This is a genomic window from Azospirillum sp. UENF 112521, from assembly GCF_058780665.1.
On sequence record NZ_JBSNCI010000003.1, the window covers coordinates 483,674 to 509,271 of the forward strand.

Here is a 25,598-nt window from a genome sequence, read left to right on the forward strand (position 1 = left end):
CTGTCCCTGTTTCCGCCAGAGGCCATCGCGCTAGGATCGTGCTGCGAATTCTGGGGTGCGGAAGGAAAGCGGGATGCGGACGTCGACGGCGGGATGGGGCAGCGGGCTGCTCGGCGTGATCATTTTCAGCGGTTCGCTGCCGGCGACGCGCGTCGCCGTCGGCGGCTTCACGCCGCTGTTCCTGACCGCGGCGCGGGCGGTGATCGCAGCAGCCCTGGCGGCGGCGCTGCTGGCGCTGCTCCGGCAGACCTGGCCGGCACGGCGCGACCTGCCCTCTCTCGCCATCGTGGCGCTCGGCGTTGTCGCCGGCTTTCCCCTGCTGACCGCGCTGGCGCTCCAGCACATCACCTCGGCGCAGTCCATCCTCTTCATCGGCCTGCTGCCGCTCGCCACCGCCCTGTTCGGCGTGCTGCGGGGGAGGGAGCGGCCGCGGCCGGCCTTCTGGCTGTTCTCGACGGCGGGCAGTCTCACCGTCGCCGGCTTCGCCCTGTGGCAGGGCGGCGGGGCGTCGCTGACCGGCGACCTGCTGATGATCCTGGCGATCCTGCTCTGTGGGCTCGGCTATGCCGAGGGAGCGACCCTGTCGCGCCGGCTGGGCGGCTGGCAGGTGATCTCCTGGGCGCTCGTGCTGGCGCTGCCCCTGATGGCGGGGGCGGCTCTTGCGACCATGCCGGACGACTGGAGCGGTGTCGCCGTGCCGGCCTGGATCGGGCTCGGTTATGTGTCGGTGTTCAGCATGCTGGTCGGCTTCGTCTTCTGGTATCGCGGGCTGGCGTTGGGCGGCATTGCCGGCGTCGGGCAGTTGCAACTGCTCCAGCCCGCTTTCGGCCTGCTGTTGGCGGCGCTTCTTCTGCGCGAGCCGGTCGCCTGGACGATGATCGCCGCGACCGGGCTGGTCGTGCTCTGCGTCGCCGGGGCGAAGCGGTTCGCCTGATCGCCTAAACCAGCCCGCCTGCCTTGAACCCGGTCATCGCGACGATGACGGCCAGCAGGGCGAGGATGGTCGCCAGCCCGATCGGCAGGGCGCGGCGGTAGATCGCCCCCTCCGACCGCTCCAGCCCGACCAGACCGGCGGCCAGCACGATGCGGCCGGGGGTCAGCATGGTGCAGATGCTGCCGGCAACCGTCTGGACCGCCGCGATCAGGATGGAGGGCAGGCCGCTTTCAGCGGCAAGGCTCAGCTGGATGTGCATCATCAGGGCGTTCGACGCCGTGTTGGAGCCGGTCAGCATGCCGGCCGCGGCACCGAAGACCGGGCTGGCCAGCACGGCGAAGCGTCCGGCCACCTCGCGCCAGGCATTGCCGAACATCGCCGCGCCGCCCGAGGCCGCCATGAAGGTGGCGAACTCGACGAAGACCAGCGTCGCCGCCATCGGCACCAGGGCGGCGCGAAGGGCGCTGCGCACCACCTTTCCGGCCTCGGCCCTCGGCAGGCCGGCCAGCAGGATGCCGGCGATCAGCACCAGCCAGGTCGCCGGATGGCGCAGCAGTGCCAGTGGGGCGAGGCCGCCGAACGGGTCGAGCACCAACCATTGCCCGGTCCAGTCCGACAGCGGCGGCAGCAGGCGGGTCGCCATCAGCCCGGCGATCAGCAGCCCATAGGGCCAGAGCCGCTCGGCCAGTTCGCGGACGCCGGTGCCGCTGCGCAGCAGCCGCGGCCCCTCCACCACCAGCAGCAGGACGGCGGTCGCCAGCCCGCCGCCGAGTTCCGGCGCGACGAACCGGTTGGTCAGCCAGATCAGCCCGGCCAGACAGAGCAGAAGGGCGACGTCGGTCACCCGCTCCCGCAGGCTGGAGCGCAGCCCCGACGACTGGATCAACCCCCAGAACACCGGCAGGAGACAGGGCAGCACGACCGCCATCAAGAGGGCGCTGGCGGTTCCAAGCTCGGTGAAGGACACGCCGATCAGTTCGGCCCCGACCCGGCTGCCGACGCCCATCGCGCCCCAGGCGGCCAGGACCTGACTGAACAGGCCAAGCGCCGCCGACTGCACCGGCGGCAGCCCCAGGCTGCGCAGCATGGCGAGCGCCACCACCAGCCCGACGCCGAACCCCGTCACCGACTCTGCGAAGGGACCGACCAAAAAGCAGGCGACGAAGACGGCGCGCCGTCGGTTATCCTGGGCGACCGCGGCCGTCCGCGTGCCGCGCGCCTCGAAGGCACGGTGGAACAGCAGTCCGGCGGCGATGATCGACATCGCGTGCCATGCCAGCCATGCCCCTTCCCCTGCCTTTACGGCGGCCAGACCCAGCACCGGACCGGCCGAGGGCTGCGCCATAATCATCGGGGCGACCATCGTGACGAGCGCCAGCGCCATGCCGGCGATCCCGGCGGACAGCAAGCTGACCCGGCGGGAGGCAAGCAGCAGGATCGTGCCGACGAGCGGCATCATGTGGAAGGCAAGAATCATGATCGGCCAGACGCGTTCCGGAGGAATGAGTGCCGGCGCGATTCCTGGCCGGGGGCCATTGGATACTAGTATATCTGATATGGCGCAACCATTCGGCGCCGGCAATGGCGCCGAATGGTTGCGCAGGATGGTCGCGGACGCGTCAGGCAGGCGTGTCGCGGTGGATCTTGAAGGGCGCCCAGGACTGGCTCACCGGCATGATCTCCACGCTGTTGATGTTGACGTGCGCGGGAAGCGAGACCACCCAGCGCACCGTCTCGGCGATGTCCTCGGGCTGGAGCGGGTTGGCTCCGGCATAAAGCGCGTCGTAGGCGTCCTTGTTGCCGCCGGTGCGCACCAGGGTGAACTCGCTTTCCGCCAGACCCGGCTCGATGGAGGTCACGCGCACGCCCTGGGCCGACAGGTCGCTGCGCAGGCCGAGCGAGAACTGCCGCACGAAGGCCTTGGTGCCGCCATAGACATTTCCGCCGGGATAAGGCCAGTTGGACGCGACCGACGCGAGGTTGACGATCAGCCCGCGCTGCGCGATCAGCCGGGCCAGCAGCAGCCGGGTGATCGTCACCAGCCCGGTGATGTTGGTGTCGATCATCGTCCGCCACTGCTCCAGGTCGCAGTCCTGCGCCGCCCCGGTGCCGAGCGCCAGCCCGGCATTGTTGACCAGGACCGAGATGTCGGCGAAGGCGTCGGGCAGGGTGGCCAGGGCGGCGCTGGTCGCTTCCTCGTCGCGGATGTCGAAGCACAGCGGATGGACGACATCCCGCCCGCCCAGCGCCTCGACCAGCGCGTCCAGCCGGTCCTGGCGCCGGCCGGTGGCGACGATCCGCCAGCCCTCCGCCACCAGCCGCCGGGCGATGGCGTCGCCGAAGCCGGAGGTGGCACCGGTGACGATTGCTATCTTCGCGGCGGTGTTCGACATCGTTCGATCTTTCCTCGTGACGGAAGTGCGTGGCAACCATATAGCCGGAAACCGTCCGGGTCGATGGTCGCCCGCGCTCCAGCCTAAAGCGACGCTCCGCCGCAGACGAGGATCTGCTGACCGGTGATGGCCGCCGCGGCGTCGGACAGCAGGAAGGCGGTGAGCGCCGCCACCTCCTCCGGCTTGATGAAGCGGCCGATGGGTGGAAGCTTCGGCGGCACGCCGGTGCGGTTCGGGTCCTTCAGCATCGGCGTATCGGTCGCTCCCGGCGCCACCACATTCACCGTGACGCCGCGCGGCGCCAGTTCCAGCGCCCAGGAGCGGGCAAGCCCGACCATCGCCGCCTTGGTCGCCGCATACTGGCTGCGGCCTGCCGCCCCCTGCGCCGTGCGGCTGCCGATCAGGACGATCCGGCCACCGCCGTCCGCCAGATGCGGGGCGACATGCTCGACCAGTTGCGTCGCGGCCTCCACATGCAGGCGCCACATCGCCCTCGCATCGTCCCCGGCAACGTCGCCCAGCTTGCCGACCCGCATGACACCGGCGGCATGGACCAGCGCATCGACGGCCGGCAGAGCGGCCAGCGCCTTTGCCACGGAGTCCGGCGCCATCAGGTCGGCCGGGGTGAAGCGCAGGTTCGGGTGGTCGATGGTGGGGGCCGACCGGCTCATGCCCTCGACCAGCCAGCCATCCTGCAACAGCCGTTCGGCGATGGCGGCACCGATTCCCGAACTGACGCCGGTGACGAGGGCGCGCTGGCGAGGGCTTTCCGTTTTCATCCCGGCGCCCTCCCTCATGCCACGGTCAGGGCGATGCGACCGAGGCCGGGGAAGTCGGCGACGGCGCGGCTGCCGGGCTGGATGAAGATGGTGCCGGTGCAGGACCCGGTGGTCACCGTGTCGCCGGCATGTAGGCCGCCGAACGGCTGGGCGCCGACATTGGCGAGCCAGGCCAGCAGGCGGATCGGGTCGCCGGCCTTGTTGCCGCCGACCACCTTGACCCTGCGCTCGCCGTCGATGTCCAGCGTCAGCGGCTGGGTCACCGGATCGATGCGGCGCCAGTCCGCCGTGGCCGCGCCGACGATCAGCGCACCGTGGTTGCCCTGATCGGCCAGCGAGGCGAGCGGCCCCTGCGATCCGTAGGCGGTGAAGCGGGTGTCGCAGATCTCGAAGGCCGGATGGATGGAGCCGACGGCGTCCAGCACCTCGTCCCGCGTCCAGGGCTCGTCACGGGCGGGCAGGTCGCTTTTCAGGCGATAGACGATCTCCGCCTCGATCCCGATGAAACGGAACATCGCGGCGGGCAGCGTTTCGGTGTCGAAGAACAGCGTGTCGGCATGGATGGGTGCACTCGACGGTTCGGCATCGGGGGTCGACGCGCCGACCTTCCAGGCAGTCACCGGGCCGATGCGGCGGGCGACCTCGGTCTGGATGGCGTAGGCGTCGGCCTTGTCGGCGGGCATCGCCACTGGCTGCAGAGATTCGAGCGGGTGGTTGTCGCGGCGCGCGGCGAGCAGCGCGCCGGCGGCCTCAAGAACGGCCTCGGCGGTCATGGTCATGGGACACGTCCCCGGAAGATGAGGAATCGGACGGGCGGGCGGGGACGCCGGTTGGCGCCCCCATCGTCGGTCAGTTGCCGCCACCCACCCAGTCGGGCGAGACGCGGCTGTATTTGATGGCCTGCCGGAAATAGGTGAAGGCGACATGCAGGTCGCCCTCCGTCGTCTGGGTGACCGACGGGTAGGAGAATTCCCGGTTCAGACTGTCCTTGGAATTGTTGGTCATGCAGTAGCCGTCACCGACCTCCAGGTTCCGGCGCAGCGGCCAGGTCAGCCCGCCATCCTCCGACAGGGCCAGCGTCAGCGGCGCGCGCGGCGCGCCCCAGAAGGCCTTGCGGGCGGGTGCCTGCGCCGGCTTTGCGGCGACCGCAACGGCGGCGCCGCCGGCCGGGACGTCGTCTTCGATCTCGTCATAGAGCGAGGCGCGGCGCTCGGTCGCGTTTTCCGCACTGGATTCGTTGAAGACGATGGCGAGCCGGCCGTCGGCCAGCGCCGTCACCTGGATGGAGGAGTTGTTGTTGGGCAGTTCGGTCGGAACCGGCACGCTCCAGTTGCGGCCATTGTCGGCGGAGACGCTGCGATAGACATGGTCGGCCCAGCGGCTGCGGTAGAAGGCGGCCAGCGTGCCGTCGCGCAACGGCACGACGCTCATATGGACGCAGCCGACGCTATCCGGCACCGGATGCTCGGTCCAGCTTTCACCGCGGTCGGAGGAGATGCGGACGGCGCTGGTGTCGTTGTCGCCCACCCACTTCTCGCCCGGCGTGCCGTGGCAGAGGAAGGTCGGCAGCAGCCAGTCGCCGTTCGGCAGCACCACAACCGGCTGGCGGATGAAGATGCCGTCGCCGCCGTTGCCCTCGAACAGGGTGCGGATCGCACCCCAGCTTTGCCCATGGTCGGCGGAGCTGCGGCAGCGCACGACGGCGGTGTCCTGGTTGCCGGAGATTTGCGCGGTGTAGAACAGCCACAGCGTGCCGTCCGGCGCCGGGAACAGCACCGGGTTCTGTTCCGAGCGGGTCGGGTCGTCCGACAGCTTGACCGGATCGGTCCAGCGGTCGGAGCCCCGGGGCAGCCGCGAGAAATAGATCGAGATGTCGGGGATGCCTTCCTGGGTGCCGCCGAACCAGACGCAGCCGAGATCGCCGTTGCCGAGCACAACGATGTTGGCGGCATGGTTCTGGACGCAGGGCGACGGCAGATAGGCGTCGCGGCGCCCGGCGTCCCCGTCCACGGGCGCAACGCGCCCGCGGTCGGTGGTGGAGGGCAGGGTCGAGGGTGTGGTCATGTCGGTCACATGCAAACTGGGGAAGGGTCAAACTGGGGAAACGGTCAGCCTATGGCGGTCATCCTGCGTCGGCTTGCGGCGGGGCGGCGACCATCGCCGGGGCGCTGCGGCCGCGGACCAGGCGCTCAACCGCCATCACCAGCATCGGCGTCAGCAGGGCGATGTACATGTTGTCGATGCCGTAGGGATTGCCCATCACGTACCAGACGGTGGTGCTGACGGTGGCGCCCAGCAGGCCCAGCGTGGCGCCCAGGTTGCTGGCGAACAGCGGCAGGAAGAAGCCGATCATGGCGACGACCGTGATCGACAGGCGCAGCGCCCGGGTGAAGAAGGACAGCTTCAGGATTTCCGGCACGAAGAAGACGAAGATCAGCGGCAGGAAACCGATGATGAGAGACAGGATGCGGGTGGTGCGGAATTCCTGCTCCGGCGTCGGCTTCTTCCACGGCACGTAGAAGTCGCGCACCGCCAGCGAGGCGATGGCGAGCGCCACCGTGCTGACGCTGACGAAGACCGAAGCGACGAGCGAGGTGGTGACGATGGCGGCCATCAGCGGATGCATGGCGTCGAGGAACACCGGCAGCGCGTACAGGCTCTTCATGTCGGGATGGAGGTAATGCGCGGTCACGCCGATCAGCGCCAGCATGATGCCGAGCGGCAGGCAGAAGATCGCGGCATAGAAGGCGGAGCGCTGGGCCTCGCCGGCGCTGCGGTTGGACGAGATCGCCTGGATGACGAACTGGGTGGAGAAGATGGCGCCGACGGTGCCGATGACCCAGGCGAAGATCGTCGGCATGCCGATGGTGCCGTCGATGGTGAAATAGTGGGCCGGCAGCTTCTCGACCATCGGGCCGATGCCGCCGCTGAGCGACAGCGCGGTGCCCAGCAGGAGCGCAATGCCCAGCAGCTTCAGGGCGCTGTGCAGGATGGTGACGTAGGCGATGCCCTTCAGCCCGCCGAACACGTAATAGAAGGTGCTGACCACCGCGATGATGACCATCGCCCAGGTCAGATTGAGGTTCATGACGGTGGACAGGGCGGCGGCACCGCTGACGTAATTGCCGACATTCACCAGCAGCAGCGCATACATCATGATGATCGACACCGTCCGCATGGTGGAGGTGCCGTAATATTTCGCGATGGCGGCGGAGATGGTGTATTCGCCCGATCCGTAGATGCGCTTGGCGAAGAACAGGCCGAACAGCAGGAAGCCGATGGAGGCGCCCAGCACCGACCAAGCCGACGCCATGCCGGAGCTGAAGGCTTCCTGTGCCGTGCCGACGGTGGACTTGGCGCCGATGAACTCGGACATCAGCAGGACGCCGACGACGGCTGCCGGCATCGACCGCGCGGCGTTCATGAACTCGCCGTTGTTGCGGCTGCGCAGCCGGATGGTCAGCCAGGAGGTGAAGAGGATGTAGAGGACGACGATCCCCAGGATGAGCGCACTTTCTCCACTGGTGAAATGGTTCATGGACGGTGTCTCCCTAACGGGCGGATGGATCCGCCTTCAGTGTTGTTCGGGGATTTGGCGCCGGCCTGTTGCGTCGCGGCGCCATGCGGCGTGGAACAGCGTCACACCGCTTCGGCGTAGCGTGCCGCGATGGCCTTGACCTTGGCGTCCACCTCGTCGGCGATCAGCACCGGGGCGCGGCTGAAACCGACCTCGGGCATGGCGCTGCGGAGCGCGCGTTTGACCATCGCCGGCGGGAAGCCCAGCGCGTAAAGCTCCTTGCGGAGCGTGCTGAAATGGGTCTGGTGCCTGTCGGCCGCGGCATCGTCGCCGGCCACGAAGGCGGCGTGGATGCCGTTGAGCGTTACCGGCGCGATGTTGCCGAGGCCGGAGATGCAGCCGGCCGCACCGTTGCGCAGTCCATGCAGCACCAGCGAATCCGGGCCGACCAGCACGTCGAAATCGTCACGCTCGCGCGCGATGGCGAGGAAGCCGTCCAGGCTCTCCTGCGAGCCGGCGCTGTCCTTGATGCCGATGATGTTGGGGTGGTCGGCCAGGATGCGGGCGGTCTCCGGCTCCAGCGTGTTCCCGGTGCGGGCCGGGATGTTGTAGAGGTAGACCGGCACCGTCAGCGCATCGGCGACGCGGCGGTAATGCTCCACCAGTTCGGCCTGCGAGCAGGCGATGAAGGACGGCGTGATGGCGGAGACCGCCTTGACGCCCAGTCGTTCGACCGCCTTGCCCAGCGCGATGGTCTGGTTGGTGGAGATCTCGCCGATATGGGCCAGCACCGGCACCTTGCCGTCGGCGGCCTCGACGCAGGTCTCCGCCACCGCCAGCTTCTCGTCGAAGGACAGGGCGTAGAATTCGCCGTTGGTGCCGGCGCAGAAGACACCGTTTCCGGCGGACGCCTGCCGCTTCACCTGTCGTCGCAGCGCTGCGAATTCGACGCGCTCGCCGCCGTCGAAGGGGGTGACGATCGCGACGAAAGGTCCGCCGATCTTGCCGCTGGTCTTGCTCATGGGATTGGCCTTTTCACGAACGGGATGAGGGCTGGCGCCGCGCCTTCAGGCGGCGGCGCGGTACATGCCCAGGATGTCCTCGCGGCTGAGATCGCGCGGGTTGTTGTCGAGCAGCCGGCGGATGGCGTGCGCCTCCTCGGCCATGGCGGCCAAGTCGGCCTCGGGCACGCCGAACGCCGACAGCCGCATGGTGCAGCCGAGCTTCACGCACCAATCGTGCGCGGCCTTGAACACCGCGGCCGGATCGGTGGCCGCCGGCAGACCCAGCGCTTCCAGAACGGCGGCGGTCTTGGCCGGGACGGCCGGCGCGTTGAAGGCCAGCACATGCGGGAAGATCAGCGCGTTGGCGGCGCCATGCGGGATGTGGTGGCGGGTGCCCAGCGGATAGGCGACGGCATGGCCGGCGGCGGTGTTGACCGGACCCAGGCAGATGCCGCCATAGAACGACGCCAGCGACAGGCCGGCCCGCGCCTCGCGGTCGCCGCCGTCGGCGATGGCGCGCGGCAGGAAGCGGCCGACCAGCCGGATGCCTTCCAGCGCATAGAGGTCGATCAGCGGATGGGCCTTGCGGTTGGTGTAGGCCTCCACGCAATGGGCCAGCGCATCGACGCCGGTGGCGGCGGTCACCGCGGCCGGTACGCTCAGCGTCAGGTCGGGATCGACCACCGCGACGTCGGCCAGCATGTGGACGCTCTGCACCGCCAGCTTGCTCATCGTCGCCGGGTCGGTGACCAGGGCACGGGTGCCAACCTCGCTGCCGGTGCCGGCTGTGGTCGGAACCTGCACCAGGACGGCGCGCTTGGCCGCCACCTTCTCCGGCCCGACCACGTCGCGGATGGTCTGGCCGCTGCCGGGCAGGACGGCGGCCAGCTTTGCCAGATCCATGGCGCTGCCGCCGCCGAAGCCGATCACCACCTGCGGCTCCACCCGTTCGGCAACGGCGAGCAGCGCCTCAAGGTTGGGAACGTCGGGTTCCGGCTTGATGTCGGCGAAGACGGTGACCTCACCTTCCAGGCCCAGCCGGTCCACCCGCGCCGCGTTGAAGGCGTCGGCGACCACCAAAATGCGGGTCAGGCCGCGCTCGCGCACCCAGCGGCCGGTCTCAGCCGCCGTGCCGGCGCCGAAGGCGACGCGGGGCGGGCGGAGCAGGTCGATGGGCGTGGTCAGGTCGATGGTGTTCATGATCGGGTTCCTCAGGCGGCGACGCGCACGCGGGCGGCGGCCAGCTTTTCGGCGTAGTCGATGGCCTCGATCAGGCTCAGCTCGTTGGCGATGCCCTTGCCGGCGATGTCGAAGGCGGTGCCGTGGTCGACGGAAGTGCGAATGATCGGCAGGCCGAGCGTGATGTTGACGCCGCTCAGTGCATCCCAGGTGCCGGTCTCCGGATTGACGTTGAAGCCCAGCAGCTTGACCGGGATGTGGCCCTGGTCGTGGTACATGGCGACCACCGCGTCATACTGGCCGGCGCGCAGCTTGACGAAGATGGTGTCGCCGGGCACCGGCCCGACCACGTCCAGCCCGTCGGCAACGCATTGCTTGATGACCGGCTCTGTCACCTCGATGTCCTGGCGGCCGAACAGCCCGCCTTCGCCGGCATGCGGGTTCAGCGCGGCGATGGCGATGCGGCGGCGCGGCAGACCGAGCCCGGCCAGGGTCTCGTCGGTGCGGTCGATGACGTAGCGCAGCCGTTCCGGCGTCAGCTTCTTCGGCACGTCCTCCAGCGCGATGTGGGTGGTGACGTGGCTGACCCGCATGTTGCCGTGGGCCAGCATCATCACTGAGCCGCGCGCGCCGGTCAGTTCGGCCAGCAGGTCGGTGTGCCCGGCGAAGTGATAGCCGGCCTTGTTCATCGCCTCCTTGTTCAGGGGTGCGGTGACGATGCCGTGGATGCGGCCGGCTTCGGCCAGCCGCACCGCGCGCTCCACCGCCAGATAGGCGAAGCGGCCGCCGTCGATCGACAGCACGCCGGGACGGATCGGCTCGCCCTCCGGTCCGGCCTGGAGGCAGGCCAGCGCCGGCCACTCGCCGTTCACGTCGGTCACTTCGGGGAAGTCGAGGTCGCTGCCCAGCGCATCGCGCGCCGCATGGAGGGCGGGGTTGCTGCCGATGACCAGCAGGCGCAGCGAGCCGTCGGCCAGCCGGTCCTTCAGACGCGCGCAGGCCTTCACGATGATCTCCGGCCCGACGCCGGCCGGATCGCCCATGGTGATGGCCAGATGCGGTGTCATGCTTGTTCTCCCTGATGAAGCGGCGCAGCCAGCGCAAGCAGCCGGCGCAGCAGTGACGGGTCGCCGAACGCGCCCGATTTTGAAATGACGCGGACCCCGTCGAAGCGTCCGCCGCGCAGGATGGAGCAGGGCACCCCCGGCCAGACATGGCCGTCGAGGTCCAGCCGGTCGGCGTCCAGGGCGAGGCAGAGGCCGCGCAGGGTCTCGCCACCGGCCACCAGCAGCGTGCCGGGCGGGTCGAGCCGGCGGACCAGCCGGGCGAATTCCCGTTCGATCCGCTGTGCCGCGTCGCTCCGCGCCAACCCGCCGGGCAGGGCGAGGGTGGCGAGCGCGATGCCGTCGCGGTCCAGCCGCTGGGCCAGCACCGTGGCCGAGGTGGAGCCGCCGTCGGGCAGCGCCAGCACATGCTCCGGACAGGCGTCGATCTGCGCCGTCATCGCCGGATGATTGGTGCCGAACAGGCCGAGGATCGGGAGTGGCAGCCGCAGCGTGTCAGTGTCGGCGACGGCTGCTCCCAACTGCCGGGCCAGCGCACCGGCCAGCCCGCTGCTGCCGCACCACAGCACGCGCTCGTTCAGCGCAAGGCCGGCAGCGGCGACGGCGTCGAGATCGGCATCGGTCTCCGCATCCCACAGGCTGACGCCCGCCGGTACCGCCGTGCCGGGGCAGCAGGGCTGGACCGCAAAGCCTTCCTGCTCCAGATCGGCGCGCAGGTCGCTGGCCACGGGCGTCCAGCTCCGGGCGTCATCGCCGCGGGCAAGCTGGATGCCGCCGCGCGTGATGCGCCCCTGATAGGGGAAGGCGGGAGCGACGATGACATGATCGGGGGCTGTGGCCGCGATCCAGGCGGCGATCTCCGCCCCGGCATGGCCGCGCAACAGGCTGTCGAGCTTGGCGTAATGCAGCGAGCCGGGGCCGCGCGGCAGGCCGGCGGCGATGGCGGCGACCCGGCGGCGGGCCTCGTCCCGCGTCGTCTCGCGCGTGCCGCTGTCGAAAGCGAGTTCGGTCGGCAGCGTGGGATAGGGCAGGCTCTGCCAGTACACAGGGATCGGACCGGTGACCGCGGCGAACTGCGCGGCGGTGTCGAGTGCCCCGGTTAGGTCGTCGGCGATCAGGCACGGTTGCGGCGTTGCCGATGATCCGGCCGCCGTCTGGATGCCCTCTGGCGATCCGTTCTGTGGAACCATGCTGTCCATGGGTGGTCCCCATCCTTGTGAGCGGCGGCCATCGCACTGCGATGGTCAGCTGCCGGGCGCTCCCACCGCCCTCGACGATGACCCACTCCATCATAGCGCTGCGGAGATGTCAATATGTTGTAATGTTGTTGAGGGCAAAAATAGGGGATGCGGCGGGGTAGCAGGGCAATACATGTTTACATGTTGCGCCAAGAGGCCAGGGACGTGCCGGACCGCATGCGCCAGCGACGGCTGGGCGGTGCGGTTCTCCGGAAAAGCAATTGCAGGTCAGCGATTTACAGCGAGAGGTCCAGCGCCCGCCCTTCGAACACACGGTCACGCGACCCTTCCAGATGCTTGCGCATCCGCTGGCGTGCGGTTTCGCCGTCCCGGTGCCGGATGGCGTCGAAGATGCCGCGGTGTTCGTCATACACGCCGGTCAGGCCGGAGCTCGGACCCATCAGCGACACGCCATGGAACTTCATGCCGACGGAGATGTGATCCTTCAGCGCCTGCATCGACGACATGTAATAATGGTTGTTCGTCGCCTCGGCGATGGCGGTGTGGAAGGCGTAGTCGGCATCCTCGCGGTGCCGGTGGGCGCGGGTCGCATCGTCCATCAGGCTCAGCGCTGCGGCGATGCGGTCGAGTGCCGCGTCGTTCCAGCGCAAGGCGGCGTGATAGGCGTGGTCCGGCTCGATGGTCAGGCGGAACTCGTAGCAGCGCTGGATGTCGGCAATCGTCTCCACCGGCGCATAGCCAAGCACCGGCTGGCTTTCCTCCGCCGCCACCCGGACGAAGCTGCCGGCGCCCTGGCGGGAATAGATCAGCCCGTCGTTGCGCAGCCGCTTCAATGCCTCCCGCACCACCGGGCGCGACACCTGGAAGCGGGCGGCAAGGTCGTTCTCGCCGGGCAGACGCTCGTCGGGCTTGAAATCGCCGGCGCTGATCTGGGCCAGCAGCAGCTGGTAGATCCGCGTGACCAGCGGCGTCTGGCGGGTGCGGAGCAGCGGCGTGCCCTCCCCGCCGTCCGACACCGCAGCGGTCATCGCGCCGTGTTCACTCGACTCCATCCTGTCGCTCCCCATCCGCCGCCTATGTGCTGTCAGCTATTTGTAAACATGTAATAGCCAACTTGCCAGCTTTTAGGGAGCGGTTCGGGACTTAGCCCTGCGGTTCGGCCAGGAACATCCGGTAGGCCGGGTTGCCGGTCTCGTCCCAACAGGGATAGCCAAGCTCGTCCAGGCAGCGCCGGAACCGCGTCCGGTCTTTCTCCGGCACCTGGATGCCGGCCAGCACGCGGCCATAGTCGGCGCCATGGTTGCGGTAATGGAACAGCGAGATGTTCCACTCCTGCGCCAGCCCGTTCAGGAACTTCAGCAGGGCGCCCGGCCGTTCCGGGAACTGGAAGCGGTAGAGCAGTTCGTCCTTCAACCCGCGCACCCGGCCGCCGACCATGTAGCGGACATGGAGCTTCGCCATCTCGTTGTCGCTCATGTCCAGAACCGGGCAGTCCAGGCCGCGCAGCAGGTCGATGATCAGGCGTTTTTCCGCATCGCCCTCGGTCAGCTGGACGCCGACGAAGATCTGCGCCTCGCGGTCGTCGGCATAGCGGTAGTTGAACTCGGTGATCGACCGCTTGCCGAGCGCCTGGATGAATTGCCGGTAGGCGCCGGGCCGTTCCGGAATGGTGACGGCCAGCAGAGCCTCGCGCCGCTCGCCGATCTCCGCCCGTTCGGCGATGTGGCGCAGCCGGTCGAAGTTCATGTTGGCGCCGCTGCCGATGGCCACCAGTCCCTTGCCCTGTAGCCCTTCGCGCTCGGCGTATTTCTTCAGGCCGGCCAGCCCGACCGCACCCGACGGTTCGGTGATGGCGCGGGTGTCCTCGAAGATGTCCTTGACGGCAGCGCAGATCTCGTCGGTGTTGACGGTGATGACCTCGTCCAGCAGCTCGCTGCACAGCCGGAAGGTTTCGCTGCCGACCTGACGGACGGCGACGCCGTCGGCGAACAGCCCGACCTGATCCAACTGCACGCGCTTTCCGGCCGCGATGGCGGCGCCCATGCTGGCCGCGTCGTCGGGCTCGACGCCGATCACCTTCACGTCCGGGCGCAGGAACTTGACGTAAGCCGCGATCCCGGCGGCCAGCCCGCCGCCGCCGATCTGCACGAAGATGGCATCCAGCGGGTGCGGATGCTGACGCAGGATTTCCATGCCGACGGTGCCCTGGCCGGCGATCACGTCGGGATCGTCATAGGGGTGGATGAAGGTCAGACCCTTGTCGGCCTCGATCTGGCGGGCGTGGAGATAGGCGTCGTCGAAGACGTCGCCATGCAGCACGACCTTGCCGCCGCGGCTCTTGACCGCCTGGACCTTGATGGCCGGCGTCGTCCGCGGCATGACGATCACCGCCTTGATGCCGAGCTTCTGCGCCGACAGCGCCACGCCCTGGGCATGGTTGCCGGCCGATGCGCACACCACCCCGCGCTCCCGCGCCTCCGGCGGAAGACCGACCATCTTGTTGTAGGCGCCGCGCAGCTTGAAGGAGAAGACGGGTTGCAGATCCTCGCGCTTCAGCAGGGCCGTGTTGTTCAGGCGCTGCGAGAGCCGCGGCATCGGGTCGAGCGGGCTTTCGATCGCCACGTCATAGACGCGCGCGGTGAGAATTTTGCGGACATACTCGTGCATGAACATCGGCCTTCCTGAACAAGACGCGGACACCATAGCAAAGCCGCGGCAATGCCGCCGCCTTTTGACGCTATGGTGCCTGCACCGCGCGGAAGGCGAGGGGCACGGCAACGCGCATCACCTCGATGAAGCGGCGCAGGCGGGCCGGCTGGTGGCGGGCGGGATGATAGACCAGGCTGACGGGCAGGGTGGGCGCCTGCCAGTCCGGCGCCAGCTGCACCAGCCGGCCCGCCGCCAGATCGTCCACCAGCGCCCATTGCGAGGCGATGGCCGCCCCCAGCCCGAGGAGGGCCGCGTTGCGGATCGCCTGCAACCCGTCGGTGGACAGCCGCGGCCGGATTGGGAAGCTGACCGTCTCGCCGGTCCCGGCATGGGTCAGCGTCACCTCGCCCCGGTAGAAGGTGCGCAGCGCCAGCCAGGGCAGATCCGCCAGCTCGTCCGGATGCTGCGGCACCGGCCGCCCGCCAAGCAGGGTGGGGGAGGCGACGGCGATCCGCGGCACCTCCGCCAGCCGCAGGGCGACCACCGACGGGTCTGAGATCTCGCCGACGCGGATGGCGCAGTCGATGCCCTCGGCGATGAAGTCCGGCATGCGGTCGTGCAGAAGCCACTCCACCGTCATCCGCGGATAGCGGCGCAGATAGTCCGCCACCGGCCCGATCAACTGCTGCTGTCCGAAAGCATGTGGCGCCAGCACCCGCAGATGTCCGGTCGGCTGGTCGTCGGCGCCGCGGACATCGCTTTCCAGCATCTGCCAGCCGGCCAGCAGATCCTTGGCCCGCTCGTAACAGAGGGTGCCGTCCTCCGTCAGGTTCATCCGGTGGGTGGAGCGGTGCAGCAGCCGGACGCCAAGCGTCCGCTCAAGCAGTTGCAGGCGGCGGCTGACCGTCGGCTGGGTGCTGCCCAGCTGTGCGGCCGCGGCCGACAGGTTGCCGGCTTCCACGATGCGGACGAAGGTCTCCAGCAGGGCGATGCGGTCGCTGCCGATTGTCGAGAGGTCGTTGCTCATACGTGATGCGTATAGCAAATCTACACCCGGTCCGGCTACCGTCCCCTGAGACCCGCCGCCATACTCCCACTCAACCAAGACACTGTTTGCCCTTGAGGGGATCGAACGATGACAACCATTCAAACCGCGCATGCAACGCCGCTGGCAAATGCGATACCGCTGGCGCCCGCGCATGACAGCGGGATGAGCCGGCCGCTGGTGTTCCTGATGGCCGCGGGCACTGGTCTGGCGGCGGCCACCCTCTATTACAGCCAGCCGATGCTGGGCGTGCTCGGCGCCGACATCGGGGCGGCGGACCGGACGGTCGGCTGGGTGCCGACGCTGACCCAGCTGGGATACGCCTTCGGCATCCTGCTGCTGGCCCCGCTGGGCGACCGCTTCGACCGCCGCCGCATCATCCTGGCGAAGGTGTCGGTGCTGGTCGCGGCCTTACTGGCGGCGGGCTTCGCACCGTCCATCGGCGGATTGCTGGCGGCGAGCCTCGTGATGGGGCTTTCGGCGACGCTGGCGCAGGACATCGTCCCCGCCGCCGCGACGCTGGCCCCGGCGGAGCATCGCGGCCGGGTGGTCGGCACGGTGATGACGGGCCTGCTGCTGGGCATCCTGCTGTCGCGGGTGGTCAGCGGCGTCATCGCCGAGCAGTTCGGCTGGCGCGCCGTTTTCGTCGCCGCCGCCGGCAGCATCGCCCTGCTGGGTGCCGCACTGTGGCGTGGGCTGCCGCGCTTTGCGCCGACGACCGATCTCGGCTATGGCGAATTGCTGGGTTCGCTGGTCACGCTCTGGGCCCGTCATCCCGGCCTGCGCCGGGCGGCGATGGCGCAGGGGCTGCTGTCGCTGGGCTTCAGCGCCTTCTGGTCGACCCTGGCGGTGATGCTGCATGGCGCGCCGTTCCATCTGGGGGCCGCCGCGGCGGGCGCCTTCGGTCTGGCCGGTGCGGCCGGTGCGCTGGTGGCGCCGATTGCCGGCCGCATCGCCGACAGCCGCGGTCCGGCGCTGATGACCCGGCTGGGTGCCGGTCTGGCCGTGCTGTCCTTCGCCGCCATGGCGCTGTCGCCGCTGCTGCCCGAGGGTGGCCGCCTGTGGCTGCTGGTGGCGAGCGCCGTCGGCTTCGACCTGGGCGTCCAAGCCTCGCTGATCGCCCATCAGACCATTGTCTACGGCATCGACCCGGCCGCCCGCAGCCGCCTGAACGCCGTGCTGATGGTCGGCATGTTCATCGGCATGGCGGCCGGCGCCACGCTGGGCAGCCAGGCCCTGGCCGCCTGGGGCTGGAACGGCGTGGTCGCCGTCGCTACCGCCGCCTCGGCCGCGGCATTGGTCCTGCGGCTCCTCACCCGGTCGGACCGCTGAACCATCCCTCTACCTAAGATGACCGCAAGCCCCCCGGAGCCATGCCGAAACGCATGGCTCCGGGGGGCTTTTCGTTACGATTTCGTCGATTGGCGGTCCCAAGGAGCATGGATCCGCCCCCAATTGGCCGTCGCCCTCATCGCCTGCTGGGAATACGCTGAGCGATCCCGCATTCTGGAATGGGGGGCGACATGGCTGACGTGGACAAGGCATTCGCAGGGGCGATCCCCGCACTTTATGACCGTTATCTCGGCCCCCTCCTGTTCGAGCCCTATGCCAGCGATATGGCACGGCGGCTTGCGGGGATGGAGGGGCGGATTCTGGAGACGGCGGCCGGAACCGGAATCGTGACGCGCGCCCTGGTCCAGACCCTGCCGGCAAGCGTCGAACTCGTTGCGACGGACCTCAATCAGCCGATGCTCGACCATGCGGCGCAGAAACTGGATGCGTCGCAGGTGATATGGCGGCAGGCGAACGCCCTGAGCCTGCCCTTCGAGAGCGACAGCTTCGATGCGCTCGTCTGCCAGTTCGGCGTGATGTTCTTCCCCGACAAGCCCGCGGGGTTCGCCGAAGCACGCCGGGTGCTGAAGCCGGGAGGCCGCTTCCTGTTCAGCGTGTGGGACCGGATCGAGGACAACGAGATCGCTGCGGTCGTCAGCGCTGCCGTCGCCGCGGCCTTTCCCGATGATCCTCCCGGCTTCATGGCGCGGACGCCGCACGGCTACCACGACACCGGGCGGGTCCGCGACGACCTCCAAAAAGCCGGCTTCACCGACATCGGGATCGAGACCGTGACCCTGCGCAGCCGGGCGGCGACGGCAGCCGATCCGGCGACCGGCTTTTGCCAGGGAACGCCCATGCGCCTGGAGATCGAGGCGCGGGATGCAAGCCGTCTCGACGAGGTGACGGACCTCGCCGCCCAGGCCATCGCCCGGCATTTCGCCGACGGACCCATCGACGGCAGAATTCAGGCCCATGTGATAACGGCGGTGGCCTGAGCCGGCGGTAGGACCGTCAGCGCCGGACCGCCACGACCTTGCCCGGGTTCATCACTCCCAGCGGGTCGAACAGCTGCTTGATGCCCTGCATCAGCGCCATCTCCGCCGGTCCCTTGAAGGCGGCGAGCGCGTCGCGCATGCTCTGGCCGATGCCATGCTCGGCGCTGATGGTGCCGCCGAGCGCGATTGCCTGTTCATGGACCGCGGAACTGATCGCCTGGGCGATGCGGTCCAGCGGTTCGCCCGCTGCGCGGAGGTTCTCCGGCAGGATGGCGACCAGATGGATGTTGCCGTCGCCGATATGCCCCACCGCCACCACGCGGGCATCCGGCCGCACCCTCTCGATGGCCATGGTGGCGCGGGCGACGAAGTCGGGGATGCGGGCGACCGGCACCGCGGTGTCGTGGCCGACGACGATGCCGCTCTTGCGGTTGGCCTCCGACACGCTGTGGCGCAGCATCCACATCGCATTCGCCTGGGCCTGGCTGCGGGCCACCGCCGCATCGGCGATGCGTTCATCCTCCAGCCCGGTTGCCAGCAGATCCTCCAGCCGGGCGGCGAGATCCAGCCCCTGCATCGGATCGGTGACCTCGACCAGCAGATACCACGGCATGACGGTGTCGAGCGGCCGGGCCGTACCCGGCACATGCGCTAGCACCGAGGCCATCTGCGTCTCCGACAGGATTTCCGCCGTGGTCACCCGGTCGCCCAGCGCACCGCGCAATTGGGCGAACACCTGCAAGGCCGCGTCCAGCGAGGGCAGGGCGAGGAAGCCGGTGGCAACGCTCTGCGGGCGGGGAAAAAGCTTCAACGTCGCCGCGGTGACAATGCCCAGCGTGCCTTCCGCCCCGATGAACAGGTGCTTCAGGGCATAGCCGGTGTTGTCCTTGCGCAGCGCCCGCAGCCCGTTCCACAGCGTGCCGTCGGGCAGCACCACCTCCAGCCCCAGCACGAGGTCGCGCATCGGGCCGTAGCGCAGAACGGCGGTGCCGCCGGCGTTGGTGGCGATGGTGCCGCCGATCTGGCAGCTGCCCTCGCTGCCCAGGCTCATCGGGAACAGCCGCCCGACCTCCTCGGCGGCGGCCTGGACCGTGGCCAGGGTGCAGCCGGCCTCCACCGTCAGGCTGTCGCCGATGGGATCGACCTCGCGGATGCGGTTGAGGCGCGACAGGCAGAGGACGAGGCTCCGTCCGCTGTCGTCAGGGATGGCGCCGCCGACGACGCCAGTGTTGCCGCCCTGGGGAACCAGCGGCGTGCCAGTCTCTGCGCACAGCCGGACGATGGACGCGACCTGCGCCGCATCGGCCGGACGGACGACGGCCAGCGCCGCACCGCGGTAGCGCCCGCGCCAGTCTGCCAGGAAGGGTGCCGTGTCGACCGGCCCGACCAGAACATGGGCGGGCCCGAGGATCGCCCGCGCCCGCTCAACCACATCCCTGCCGGACATGCCCGTCACAGCCCGAGATATGCTGTTTTGATTCGCGGGTCGGCCAGCAGGGTCTGGGCCGAGTCCTCCATCACCACCCGCCCGGTCTCCAGCACATAGGCGCGGTCGGCCAGACGCAGGGCCAGATCCACCCGCTGTTCGACCAGCAGGATGGTGATGCCGGTGCCATGCAGGTTCCTGATGGTGTCGGCCAGCGTGTCGACGATGATCGGTGCCAGCCCCAGCGTCGGTTCGTCCAGCATCAGGCATTTCGGGTTCGCCATCAGGCCGCGGCCGAAGGCCACCAGCTGCTGCTGCCCGCCGCTCATCGTGCCGGCCTTCTGGGTGCGGCGTTCGGCCAGGATGGGGAACAGCTCGTAGACCCAGCGCAGCCGCTCGGCGAAGCCCATGCTGCCAGGCCGGCCGCGGAGCGCGCCCAGCTCCAGATGCTCCAGCACCGTCATCTCGGGGAAAAGCTGGCGGCCCTCCGGCACATGGACCAGCCCGCGCTCGATCACCTGATGCGGCGCCAGACGGTCGATGCGCTCGCCGTCGAAGGTGATCGTCCCGCCGCTCGGCCGCAGCAGGGCGGAGATCGCCTTCAGCGTCGTCGTCTTGCCGGCACCGTTGGAGCCGACCAGCGTCACCAGTTCCCCGTCCTCGACGGTCAGGGAGACGTTGTGGACCGCCTCGCGGTGGCCGTAGCGGACCTTCAGACCTTCGACCTTAAGCATCGACCGGCTCCCGTCCCAGATACACGCGGATCACTTCCGGATCGTTCAGCACCTTGGCCGGCGGTCCCTCGGCGATCTTCACCCCATGGTCCAGCACGACCAGCCGGTCGCAGACGCTGGCGACCACCCGCATGTGATGCTCCACCAGCAGAACGGTGACGCCGCGGGCGCGGATGCGGCGGATCATCTCGACCAGCCGCTGGCCCTCCTCCGGGTTCATGCCGGCGGCCGGCTCGTCGAGCAGGAGCAGGCGCGGCTCGGCGGCCAGCGCGATGGCGATCTCCAGCCGGCGCTGCTCGCCGTAGGACATGGCGTCGGCCAGCGTGTCGGCGCGGTGGTCGAGATCGCAGAAGGCCAGGATCTCCAGCGCCTTGCGCCGCAGCTCCGCCTCTTCCCGCCGGTAGGCGGGGCTGCGCAGGATGGCGGCCCCCCAGCCGGCCCGCGTCGTGCGGTAGGCGGCGCTGCGCACATTGTCGAGCGCCGTCAGGCTGGGGAACAGGCTGGTGATCTGGAAGGTGCGCGACACGCCGCGCTGGCCCATGACGTGCGACGGCGCGCCGGTGCAGTCGGTGCCTGCGAAGCGGATGCTGCCGGATGAGGGCGGCAGCGAGCCGCCCAGCATGTTGAACAGCGTCGTCTTGCCGGCGCCGTTCGGCCCGATCAACCCGACCACCTCGCCGGCCTGAACCGTCATGGTGACGTCGCGCACCGCGGTCAGGCCGCCGAAGATGCGGGTCAGGTTGCTGACGGCGAGGATTTCGCCTGCGTTGGCAGCTGCGTTCATTTCGCACCTCCCTCGGTGCTGGGCAAGCCGGTGGGCGTGGCCGGCAAGTTGTTCTCCGACTTGTGGGCGTTACGCCAGCGCTGCCACAGGCTGATCAGCCCGCCCGGCAGGAAGACGACGGTGCCGGTCAGCAGGGCCGCGAAGATGACCATCCGCAGCGGGCCGGCGACGCGCAGCGATTCCAGGAGGCCGATATAGACCAGCGCCCCCAGGATCGGCCCCAGGATGGTGCCGCGCCCGCCGATGATGACGACGATGATCAAGGCGGCAACATTGTGAACGCCCATGATGTCGGGGGTGATGACCCGGATGTAGTGGGCGTAGATGGCGCCGCCGATGCCGGCGATGGCGGTGGCGGCGACGAAGCCCATCAGCTTGGTGTGGAAGACGTTGATGCCGAGCGAGGCGGCGAGCGGCGCATTCTCGCGCACCGCCAGGAAGGCGCGGCCGGTGCGGCTGCTCACCAGCGCATGGCAGAGATAGGCGGTCGCCAGCACCAGCGCCAGCACCAGATAATAGGTCGGGCGGGCGCTGTCGAAGGCCAGCGGACCGATTGCCATCGGCGGGATGTCGGTGATGCCCATGGGCCCGCGCGTCAGATCGACCCAATGGTTGGTGATGGTGAACAGGATGGCGCCGAAGCCCAGCGTCAGGATGGCGAACTGCGGCCCGACCACGCGCAGCGCGGCATAGCCGATGACCAGACCGAAGCCAGCCGCGACCAGCCCGGCCAGCGGCAGGCCCAGCAGCGGCGGCAGGCCGAGTTGCGTGGACAGGATCGCCGAGGTGTAGGCGCCGACGCCGACGAAGGCGGCATGGCCGAAGGTGAGTTCGCCGAGATAGCCGATGACGATGTTGAGGCTGAGCGCGAGCAGCGCATACAGCATCCACAGAACCAGCAGATGTTCCAGATAGGCGTTGCCGGCCAGGAAGGGCAGGACGGCCAGGGCGGCGACGCCGCCGGCAATCGCCAGGGGCTGGCCCAGGGATTGCCCGTGAGAGTTGGTGTTCATCGCAGACCCCGCGCCGTGCTGAACAGGCCGTTGGGGCGCCACAGCAGGACCGCGATGATCATCGCGTAGCCGATCGCCTCCATGAAGCCGAGGGAGATGTAGCCGCCGCCCAGCGATTCGATGACGCCGAGCAGCAGGCCGGCGAAGAGGGCGCCGGTGACGCTGCCCAGGCCGCCCATGATGACGACGATGAAGCCCTTCAGGACCGCCCAGTTGCCGATGGTCGGGAAGATCATCACGGTGGGGCCGACCAGGGCGCCCGACAGCGCCGCCAGCCCGCAGGCCAGCGCGAAGGTGTAGGTGTGGACCAGCCCGATGTTGATGCCGGTCAGCGCCGCGCCGTCCGGGTTCTGCGCCGTCGCCCGCATCATCTTGCCGAAGCGCGAATAGCGGATGAACAGATAGACCGCGATCAGCGCCACCACCGCGGCGGCGAAGACCAGCACGCGCTGCTGGGTCAGCGTCACCGTGCCGATGTCCAGCACTTCGTCGGCGAAGGGGCTCTCGACATATTTCGGATCGGCGCCGAACAGCAGCTCGCCGCCGTTGGCGATCAGCAGCGCGAGGCCCAAGCTGGACAGCAGGATGGTGAATTCATGGTCGCGGCGCAGCGGCCAGAAGATCAGCTTGTTGGCGGCGACACCGAGCCCCGCCACAACCACGGCCGAGATCGCCGCCGCCGCGATGTAGTCGAGCCCGAACAGGGTGCCGACGAAATAGGTGATGTAGGCGCCGAGCATGTAGAACTCGCCATGGGCGAAATTCACGATGCGCAGCACCCCGAAGACCAGCGTCAGCCCGGTGGCGATGAGCACATAGGCCATCCCGTTGACCAGGCCGTTCGCGATCTGCTGGGCGAAGACGGTGAAATCCATGTCGAATCTTCCTGTCGGGGGTCTCCCTCTCCCATGTCGGGAGAGGGATTCTCACCAGCCGCCACTCAGTCCCGGACGCTGACGATCTGCTTCTTCTGGACCTGGACCAGATGGATCGCCTGGCTCGCCTGACCCTTGTCGGAGAAGCGCAGCTCGCCCATCACGGTCGGGACGGCCTGCGACTTCAGGGCCGCGGCGATCTTGTCGTAGGCGCGCGGGTCGCCACCGGCGGCATCGACGCCGAAGGCCAGGGTCTGCACCGCCTGGGCGCCGAGTGCGGCGATGAAGGACGGGTCGTTCTTGTACTCCTTGCGGTACTGGTCCAGCCACGGCTTCAGCGACGGGGCGGCGCCGTCCTCGGTGAAGGGCGAGGCGGAATAGACTTGCTCCAGCGAATTGCCGGACAGCTCGACCAGCTTCGGGTTCATGTTGCCGGCCGAGGCGATGACCTTGCCGCGATAGCCGGTCTGCTTGATCTGCCGGTAGATGGTGGCGCCCTGCGAGGTGTTGATCGCCGCGACATAGATCGCGTCGGCGTTCAGCGACTTCAGCTTGGTCAGCGCGGTGGTGAAGTCCGTATCGGTGCGGTTGTAGAACTCGTGCCCCTTCACCTCGATGCCGCAACCGGTCAGCAGCTTGGTGTAGTTGTCCAGCTCCAGACGGCCCCAATCGTCGTTGACGTTCATGAAGGCGATGGACTTGGGCTTGATGCGGTCGCAGATCGCCTTCGAATAGAATTCCGACATCATCGCCGAGGTGGCGTTGAGGCGGAACAGGTACTTGTGCCCCTCCTCCGTCACCTTCGGGTGCTGCGAGCTGGTCATCACGGTAATGATCTTGTCGCGAGTCACTTCCTTCATCGACAGGGCGACGGCGCTGAACCAGCCGCCGATGATCATGTCGACGTTGTCCTGCTCCATCGCCCGCTTGGCGGCGCTGACGCCATCCTCGGGGGAACCCTTGTCGTCGTAGGTCAGCAGCTCGATCTTGCGGCCGCCGGCAACGCCGCCCTTGGCGTTGATCACCGCGGCCATCGCCTGCGCGCCTTCCAGGCCGAGCTGGCCTTCGAAGGCGCCGGTGCCGCTCATCGGCCCGATGAGGGCGATGCGGACCGGGGGCTGCTGCGCCTGTGCGCCGAAGGCGGGAAGGGTCAGGGCCAGGGCCGCCGCGGCGGCAAGGAGAGTGCGCCTACCGAACATGGGGTTCCTCCGTGGATTGGTCGTCTTTTGCGTTGCCCTTGGCCCCGGCGGGCGGTGCCCGCCGGCAAAGGATCGTCAGGCGGTCTTCAGGTAGCGCTTCTGCAATTCCTCGATCTGCGGGAAGCCGATGAAGTCGATGAAGCTGTTGTGGTCGGTCACCGGGCGCGGCAGGTCGCGGGTGGAGCGGCGTTCGGCCAGCGCCGCCAGATTCTCCTTCAGCGCCGAGGCGACGGTCATCAGCGGCACCAGCGCGTAGGTCGCCATGCCGGCCACCTCCTCGACCTCGTCGGCCGACAGCTTTTCAAGCCAGCCCAGCAGCTGCAGCGACAGCGGCACGCCGACCGCCTCGCGCATGGCGCGCAGTCCGTCGATGTCCTTGAAGCACTTGCTGATCGGCTGGATCATGTCGGCGCCGGCGGCGACATAGGCGCGCCCGCGCTCCATGGCGGCGGCCGGATCGACCACGTCGGTGCGGGCGATGATCAGCATGTTGGGATCGCGCCGGGCCTCGACCGCCGCCTGGATCTTGGCGACGCCCTCGTCCATCGGGATCACCTCGACCCCGCCGACGCAGATCGGGCAGCGCTTGGGTGCCACCTGGTCCTCCATGATGACGGCGGACACGCCCGACGCCTCGAACTCGCGGATCGTGCGCATCACGTTGATGGCGTTGCCGTATCCGGTGTCGATGTCGGCGATGACCGGAACGTTGACCGCCGACACCACGTTGCGGACCACCGTCAGGTTTTCCGACATGGTGTAAAGCTCGGCGTCCGGCTGGCCGAGGAAGGAGGCCGAGACGCCGAAGCCCGAGGTCATCAGCGCGTCGAAGCCGGCCGCCTCGATGAAGCGGGCGGACAGGGCGTCATAGGCGCCAGCCGACCAGACGGTCTTCTGCGCCAGCACGCGGTTGCGGAATTCAGATCCCCGGGACATGCGCATGATCCTTTTGTTCGCGTTGCTGGGCCGCCTGCCGCTTCAGGAAGGGGACGAGGCCGCCGGCCTCAATCATCTCGGCATCCGCCTGCGGCAGCGGCTCGAAGGGAATTTCAGTGCCTTGGGTGTGGTTGCGGACCATGCCGGCCGCCCAGTCCACCTCGATCTCGTCCCAGCGCCGGACGAAGCCGAGGATCCCGGGGCAGCTCACCTGCGGGAAACCCATGCTGACCTCGCCGCGCCAGTAGCCGGGTGAGAAGGACTCCGCGATTACCCCGGTGACGCCGAGATGACGCATCGCCTTCATCGGCGGGTAGTGCGGATGGCCGTAGCCGAAATTGTCGGCGCCGACCAACAGGTCGCCCGGCCGCACCGACTTGGCGAAGTCCGGGTCGTAGGCCTGCATGGCGACCTGCGCCAGTTCGGCCACGTCGGTGATCTTGATGTTCTTGACGCCGACGATCTGGTCGACATCGAAATTCACCTCGTCGAAGATGAAGGCGACGCGGCCCCGCATAACAGGCATCGTCATGGCGGC

At 68.8% G+C, this 25,598-nt stretch carries 24 protein-coding genes; 3 read left to right on the forward strand and 21 right to left on the reverse strand.

What is annotated here, in order from left to right; all coding sequences use genetic code 11:
* Positions 1-73: 73 nt before the first annotated feature.
* Entirely contained in the window at positions 74-934 is an 861-nt protein-coding gene (locus ACWPN8_RS17920) for a DMT family transporter (protein WP_492241684.1), read from the forward strand.
* A gap of 4 nt (positions 935-938) precedes the next feature.
* Here the strand turns inward: ACWPN8_RS17920 and ACWPN8_RS17925 are convergent, their stop codons facing one another.
* The 13 genes from ACWPN8_RS17925 to ACWPN8_RS17985 form a co-directional block, all read right to left on the reverse strand.
* A complete protein-coding gene (locus tag ACWPN8_RS17925) occupies positions 939-2,411 on the reverse strand; it encodes an L-lactate permease (RefSeq protein ID WP_492241685.1) in 1,473 nt (490 codons plus the stop codon).
* 142 nt (positions 2,412-2,553) lie between these two features.
* A complete protein-coding gene (locus ACWPN8_RS17930) occupies positions 2,554-3,327 on the reverse strand; it encodes an SDR family NAD(P)-dependent oxidoreductase (protein ID WP_492241686.1) in 774 nt (257 codons plus the stop codon).
* A gap of 83 nt (positions 3,328-3,410) precedes the next feature.
* Entirely contained in the window at positions 3,411-4,106 is a 696-nt protein-coding gene (locus ACWPN8_RS17935; RefSeq protein WP_492241687.1) for an SDR family NAD(P)-dependent oxidoreductase, read from the reverse strand.
* A gap of 14 nt (positions 4,107-4,120) precedes the next feature.
* Entirely contained in the window at positions 4,121-4,885 is a 765-nt protein-coding gene (locus ACWPN8_RS17940; RefSeq protein ID WP_492241688.1) for a 2-keto-4-pentenoate hydratase, read from the reverse strand.
* A 70-nt stretch (positions 4,886-4,955) separates the two neighbouring features.
* Entirely contained in the window at positions 4,956-6,170 is a 1,215-nt protein-coding gene (locus tag ACWPN8_RS17945) for a sialidase family protein (protein ID WP_492241689.1), read from the reverse strand.
* A 58-nt stretch (positions 6,171-6,228) separates the two neighbouring features.
* A complete protein-coding gene (locus ACWPN8_RS17950; RefSeq protein WP_109448207.1) occupies positions 6,229-7,644 on the reverse strand; it encodes a sodium:solute symporter family protein in 1,416 nt (471 codons plus the stop codon).
* 101 nt (positions 7,645-7,745) lie between these two features.
* Positions 7,746-8,645, reverse strand: coding sequence for a dihydrodipicolinate synthase family protein (locus ACWPN8_RS17955; protein WP_492241690.1), 900 nt, complete (start codon positions 8,643-8,645; stop codon positions 7,746-7,748).
* Positions 8,646-8,690: 45 nt separating this feature from the next.
* Entirely contained in the window at positions 8,691-9,827 is a 1,137-nt protein-coding gene (locus ACWPN8_RS17960) for an iron-containing alcohol dehydrogenase (protein WP_492241691.1), read from the reverse strand.
* 11 nt (positions 9,828-9,838) lie between these two features.
* Positions 9,839-10,873, reverse strand: a complete 1,035-nt coding sequence (pdxA, locus tag ACWPN8_RS17965; protein WP_109448201.1) for a 4-hydroxythreonine-4-phosphate dehydrogenase PdxA — start codon at positions 10,871-10,873, stop codon at positions 9,839-9,841.
* Positions 10,870-12,069 (reverse strand): four-carbon acid sugar kinase family protein, encoded by a 1,200-nt coding sequence (locus tag ACWPN8_RS17970; protein WP_492241692.1) that lies wholly within the window; start codon positions 12,067-12,069, stop codon positions 10,870-10,872. Before ACWPN8_RS17970 ends, pdxA begins: the two co-directional genes overlap by 4 nt.
* A 275-nt stretch (positions 12,070-12,344) precedes the next feature.
* Positions 12,345-13,121 (reverse strand): FadR/GntR family transcriptional regulator, encoded by a 777-nt coding sequence (locus ACWPN8_RS17975; RefSeq protein WP_492241693.1) that lies wholly within the window; start codon positions 13,119-13,121, stop codon positions 12,345-12,347.
* Positions 13,122-13,212: 91 nt separating this feature from the next.
* Positions 13,213-14,742 (reverse strand): threonine ammonia-lyase, biosynthetic, encoded by a 1,530-nt coding sequence (gene ilvA, locus ACWPN8_RS17980; protein ID WP_492241694.1) that lies wholly within the window; start codon positions 14,740-14,742, stop codon positions 13,213-13,215.
* A 64-nt stretch (positions 14,743-14,806) separates the two neighbouring features.
* The gene (locus ACWPN8_RS17985; RefSeq protein ID WP_109448197.1) at positions 14,807-15,745 is read right to left on the reverse strand and encodes a LysR family transcriptional regulator; all 939 of its coding nucleotides are present in this window, start codon (positions 15,743-15,745) and stop codon (positions 14,807-14,809) included.
* Between the two features lie 183 nt (positions 15,746-15,928).
* Here ACWPN8_RS17985 and ACWPN8_RS17990 point away from each other — a divergent pair, with 183 nt between their 5' ends.
* Both ACWPN8_RS17990 and ACWPN8_RS17995 read left to right on the forward strand, forming a co-directional pair.
* Positions 15,929-17,095 (forward strand): MFS transporter, encoded by a 1,167-nt coding sequence (locus tag ACWPN8_RS17990; RefSeq protein WP_244592409.1) that lies wholly within the window; start codon positions 15,929-15,931, stop codon positions 17,093-17,095.
* A gap of 191 nt (positions 17,096-17,286) precedes the next feature.
* A complete protein-coding gene (locus tag ACWPN8_RS17995; protein ID WP_109452918.1) occupies positions 17,287-18,093 on the forward strand; it encodes a class I SAM-dependent methyltransferase in 807 nt (268 codons plus the stop codon).
* A gap of 16 nt (positions 18,094-18,109) precedes the next feature.
* Here the strand turns inward: ACWPN8_RS17995 and ACWPN8_RS18000 are convergent, their stop codons facing one another.
* The 8 genes from ACWPN8_RS18000 to ACWPN8_RS18035 form a co-directional block, all read right to left on the reverse strand.
* A complete protein-coding gene (locus tag ACWPN8_RS18000) occupies positions 18,110-19,540 on the reverse strand; it encodes an FAD-binding oxidoreductase (RefSeq protein WP_492241695.1) in 1,431 nt (476 codons plus the stop codon).
* Positions 19,541-19,545: 5 nt separating this feature from the next.
* Positions 19,546-20,253 carry an ABC transporter ATP-binding protein gene (locus ACWPN8_RS18005; protein ID WP_098736498.1) on the reverse strand — a complete coding sequence of 236 codons (708 nt, stop codon included), beginning with the start codon at positions 20,251-20,253 and terminating at the stop codon, positions 19,546-19,548.
* A complete protein-coding gene (locus tag ACWPN8_RS18010; protein WP_109448191.1) occupies positions 20,246-21,037 on the reverse strand; it encodes an ABC transporter ATP-binding protein in 792 nt (263 codons plus the stop codon). Before ACWPN8_RS18010 ends, ACWPN8_RS18005 begins: the two co-directional genes overlap by 8 nt.
* The gene (locus ACWPN8_RS18015; protein ID WP_109448189.1) at positions 21,034-22,050 is read right to left on the reverse strand and encodes a branched-chain amino acid ABC transporter permease; all 1,017 of its coding nucleotides are present in this window, start codon (positions 22,048-22,050) and stop codon (positions 21,034-21,036) included. Before ACWPN8_RS18015 ends, ACWPN8_RS18010 begins: the two co-directional genes overlap by 4 nt.
* Positions 22,047-22,925 (reverse strand): branched-chain amino acid ABC transporter permease, encoded by an 879-nt coding sequence (locus ACWPN8_RS18020; RefSeq protein ID WP_109050985.1) that lies wholly within the window; start codon positions 22,923-22,925, stop codon positions 22,047-22,049. The genes ACWPN8_RS18015 and ACWPN8_RS18020 overlap by 4 nt, the downstream gene beginning before the upstream one ends.
* A gap of 65 nt (positions 22,926-22,990) precedes the next feature.
* The gene (locus tag ACWPN8_RS18025) at positions 22,991-24,124 is read right to left on the reverse strand and encodes an ABC transporter substrate-binding protein (RefSeq protein ID WP_109448187.1); all 1,134 of its coding nucleotides are present in this window, start codon (positions 24,122-24,124) and stop codon (positions 22,991-22,993) included.
* 75 nt (positions 24,125-24,199) lie between these two features.
* Positions 24,200-25,060 (reverse strand): isocitrate lyase/PEP mutase family protein, encoded by an 861-nt coding sequence (locus ACWPN8_RS18030; protein WP_236783811.1) that lies wholly within the window; start codon positions 25,058-25,060, stop codon positions 24,200-24,202.
* Complete coding sequence (locus ACWPN8_RS18035) at positions 25,044-25,592, reverse strand: 3-isopropylmalate dehydratase small subunit (RefSeq protein WP_492241696.1); 549 nt, start codon at positions 25,590-25,592, stop codon at positions 25,044-25,046. Before ACWPN8_RS18035 ends, ACWPN8_RS18030 begins: the two co-directional genes overlap by 17 nt.
* Positions 25,593-25,598 lie beyond the last annotated feature (6 nt).

Excerpts from the sequence above, each read along its gene's own strand:
- ACWPN8_RS17950 (WP_109448207.1), bottom strand. The coding sequence starts at position 7,644 with ATGAACCATTTCACCAGTGGAGAAAGTGCGCTCATCCTGGGGATCGTC.
- ilvA (WP_492241694.1), bottom strand. The coding sequence starts at position 14,742 with ATGTTCATGCACGAGTATGTCCGCAAAATTCTCACCGCGCGCGTCTAT.
- ACWPN8_RS18035 (WP_492241696.1), bottom strand. The coding sequence starts at position 25,592 with ATGACGATGCCTGTTATGCGGGGCCGCGTCGCCTTCATCTTCGACGAG.
- ACWPN8_RS17970 (WP_492241692.1), bottom strand. The coding sequence starts at position 12,069 with ATGGACAGCATGGTTCCACAGAACGGATCGCCAGAGGGCATCCAGACG.
- ACWPN8_RS17940 (WP_492241688.1), bottom strand. The coding sequence starts at position 4,885 with ATGACCATGACCGCCGAGGCCGTTCTTGAGGCCGCCGGCGCGCTGCTC.
- ACWPN8_RS17930 (WP_492241686.1), bottom strand. The coding sequence starts at position 3,327 with ATGTCGAACACCGCCGCGAAGATAGCAATCGTCACCGGTGCCACCTCC.
- ACWPN8_RS17925 (WP_492241685.1), bottom strand. The coding sequence starts at position 2,411 with ATGATTCTTGCCTTCCACATGATGCCGCTCGTCGGCACGATCCTGCTG.
- ACWPN8_RS18015 (WP_109448189.1), bottom strand. The coding sequence starts at position 22,050 with ATGAACACCAACTCTCACGGGCAATCCCTGGGCCAGCCCCTGGCGATT.
- ACWPN8_RS17995 (WP_109452918.1), top strand. The coding sequence starts at position 17,287 with ATGGCTGACGTGGACAAGGCATTCGCAGGGGCGATCCCCGCACTTTAT.
- ACWPN8_RS17945 (WP_492241689.1), bottom strand. The coding sequence starts at position 6,170 with ATGACCACACCCTCGACCCTGCCCTCCACCACCGACCGCGGGCGCGTT.
- ACWPN8_RS17935 (WP_492241687.1), bottom strand. The coding sequence starts at position 4,106 with ATGAAAACGGAAAGCCCTCGCCAGCGCGCCCTCGTCACCGGCGTCAGT.
- ACWPN8_RS18025 (WP_109448187.1), bottom strand. The coding sequence starts at position 24,124 with ATGTTCGGTAGGCGCACTCTCCTTGCCGCCGCGGCGGCCCTGGCCCTG.
- ACWPN8_RS18005 (WP_098736498.1), bottom strand. The coding sequence starts at position 20,253 with ATGCTTAAGGTCGAAGGTCTGAAGGTCCGCTACGGCCACCGCGAGGCG.
- pdxA (WP_109448201.1), bottom strand. The coding sequence starts at position 10,873 with ATGACACCGCATCTGGCCATCACCATGGGCGATCCGGCCGGCGTCGGG.
- ACWPN8_RS18010 (WP_109448191.1), bottom strand. The coding sequence starts at position 21,037 with ATGAACGCAGCTGCCAACGCAGGCGAAATCCTCGCCGTCAGCAACCTG.
- ACWPN8_RS17990 (WP_244592409.1), top strand. The coding sequence starts at position 15,929 with ATGAGCCGGCCGCTGGTGTTCCTGATGGCCGCGGGCACTGGTCTGGCG.
- ACWPN8_RS17985 (WP_109448197.1), bottom strand. The coding sequence starts at position 15,745 with ATGAGCAACGACCTCTCGACAATCGGCAGCGACCGCATCGCCCTGCTG.
- ACWPN8_RS17975 (WP_492241693.1), bottom strand. The coding sequence starts at position 13,121 with ATGGAGTCGAGTGAACACGGCGCGATGACCGCTGCGGTGTCGGACGGC.
- ACWPN8_RS18020 (WP_109050985.1), bottom strand. The coding sequence starts at position 22,925 with ATGGATTTCACCGTCTTCGCCCAGCAGATCGCGAACGGCCTGGTCAAC.
- ACWPN8_RS17960 (WP_492241691.1), bottom strand. The coding sequence starts at position 9,827 with ATGAACACCATCGACCTGACCACGCCCATCGACCTGCTCCGCCCGCCC.
- ACWPN8_RS17955 (WP_492241690.1), bottom strand. The coding sequence starts at position 8,645 with ATGAGCAAGACCAGCGGCAAGATCGGCGGACCTTTCGTCGCGATCGTC.
- ACWPN8_RS18030 (WP_236783811.1), bottom strand. The coding sequence starts at position 25,060 with ATGTCCCGGGGATCTGAATTCCGCAACCGCGTGCTGGCGCAGAAGACC.
- ACWPN8_RS18000 (WP_492241695.1), bottom strand. The coding sequence starts at position 19,540 with ATGTCCGGCAGGGATGTGGTTGAGCGGGCGCGGGCGATCCTCGGGCCC.
- ACWPN8_RS17920 (WP_492241684.1), top strand. The coding sequence starts at position 74 with ATGCGGACGTCGACGGCGGGATGGGGCAGCGGGCTGCTCGGCGTGATC.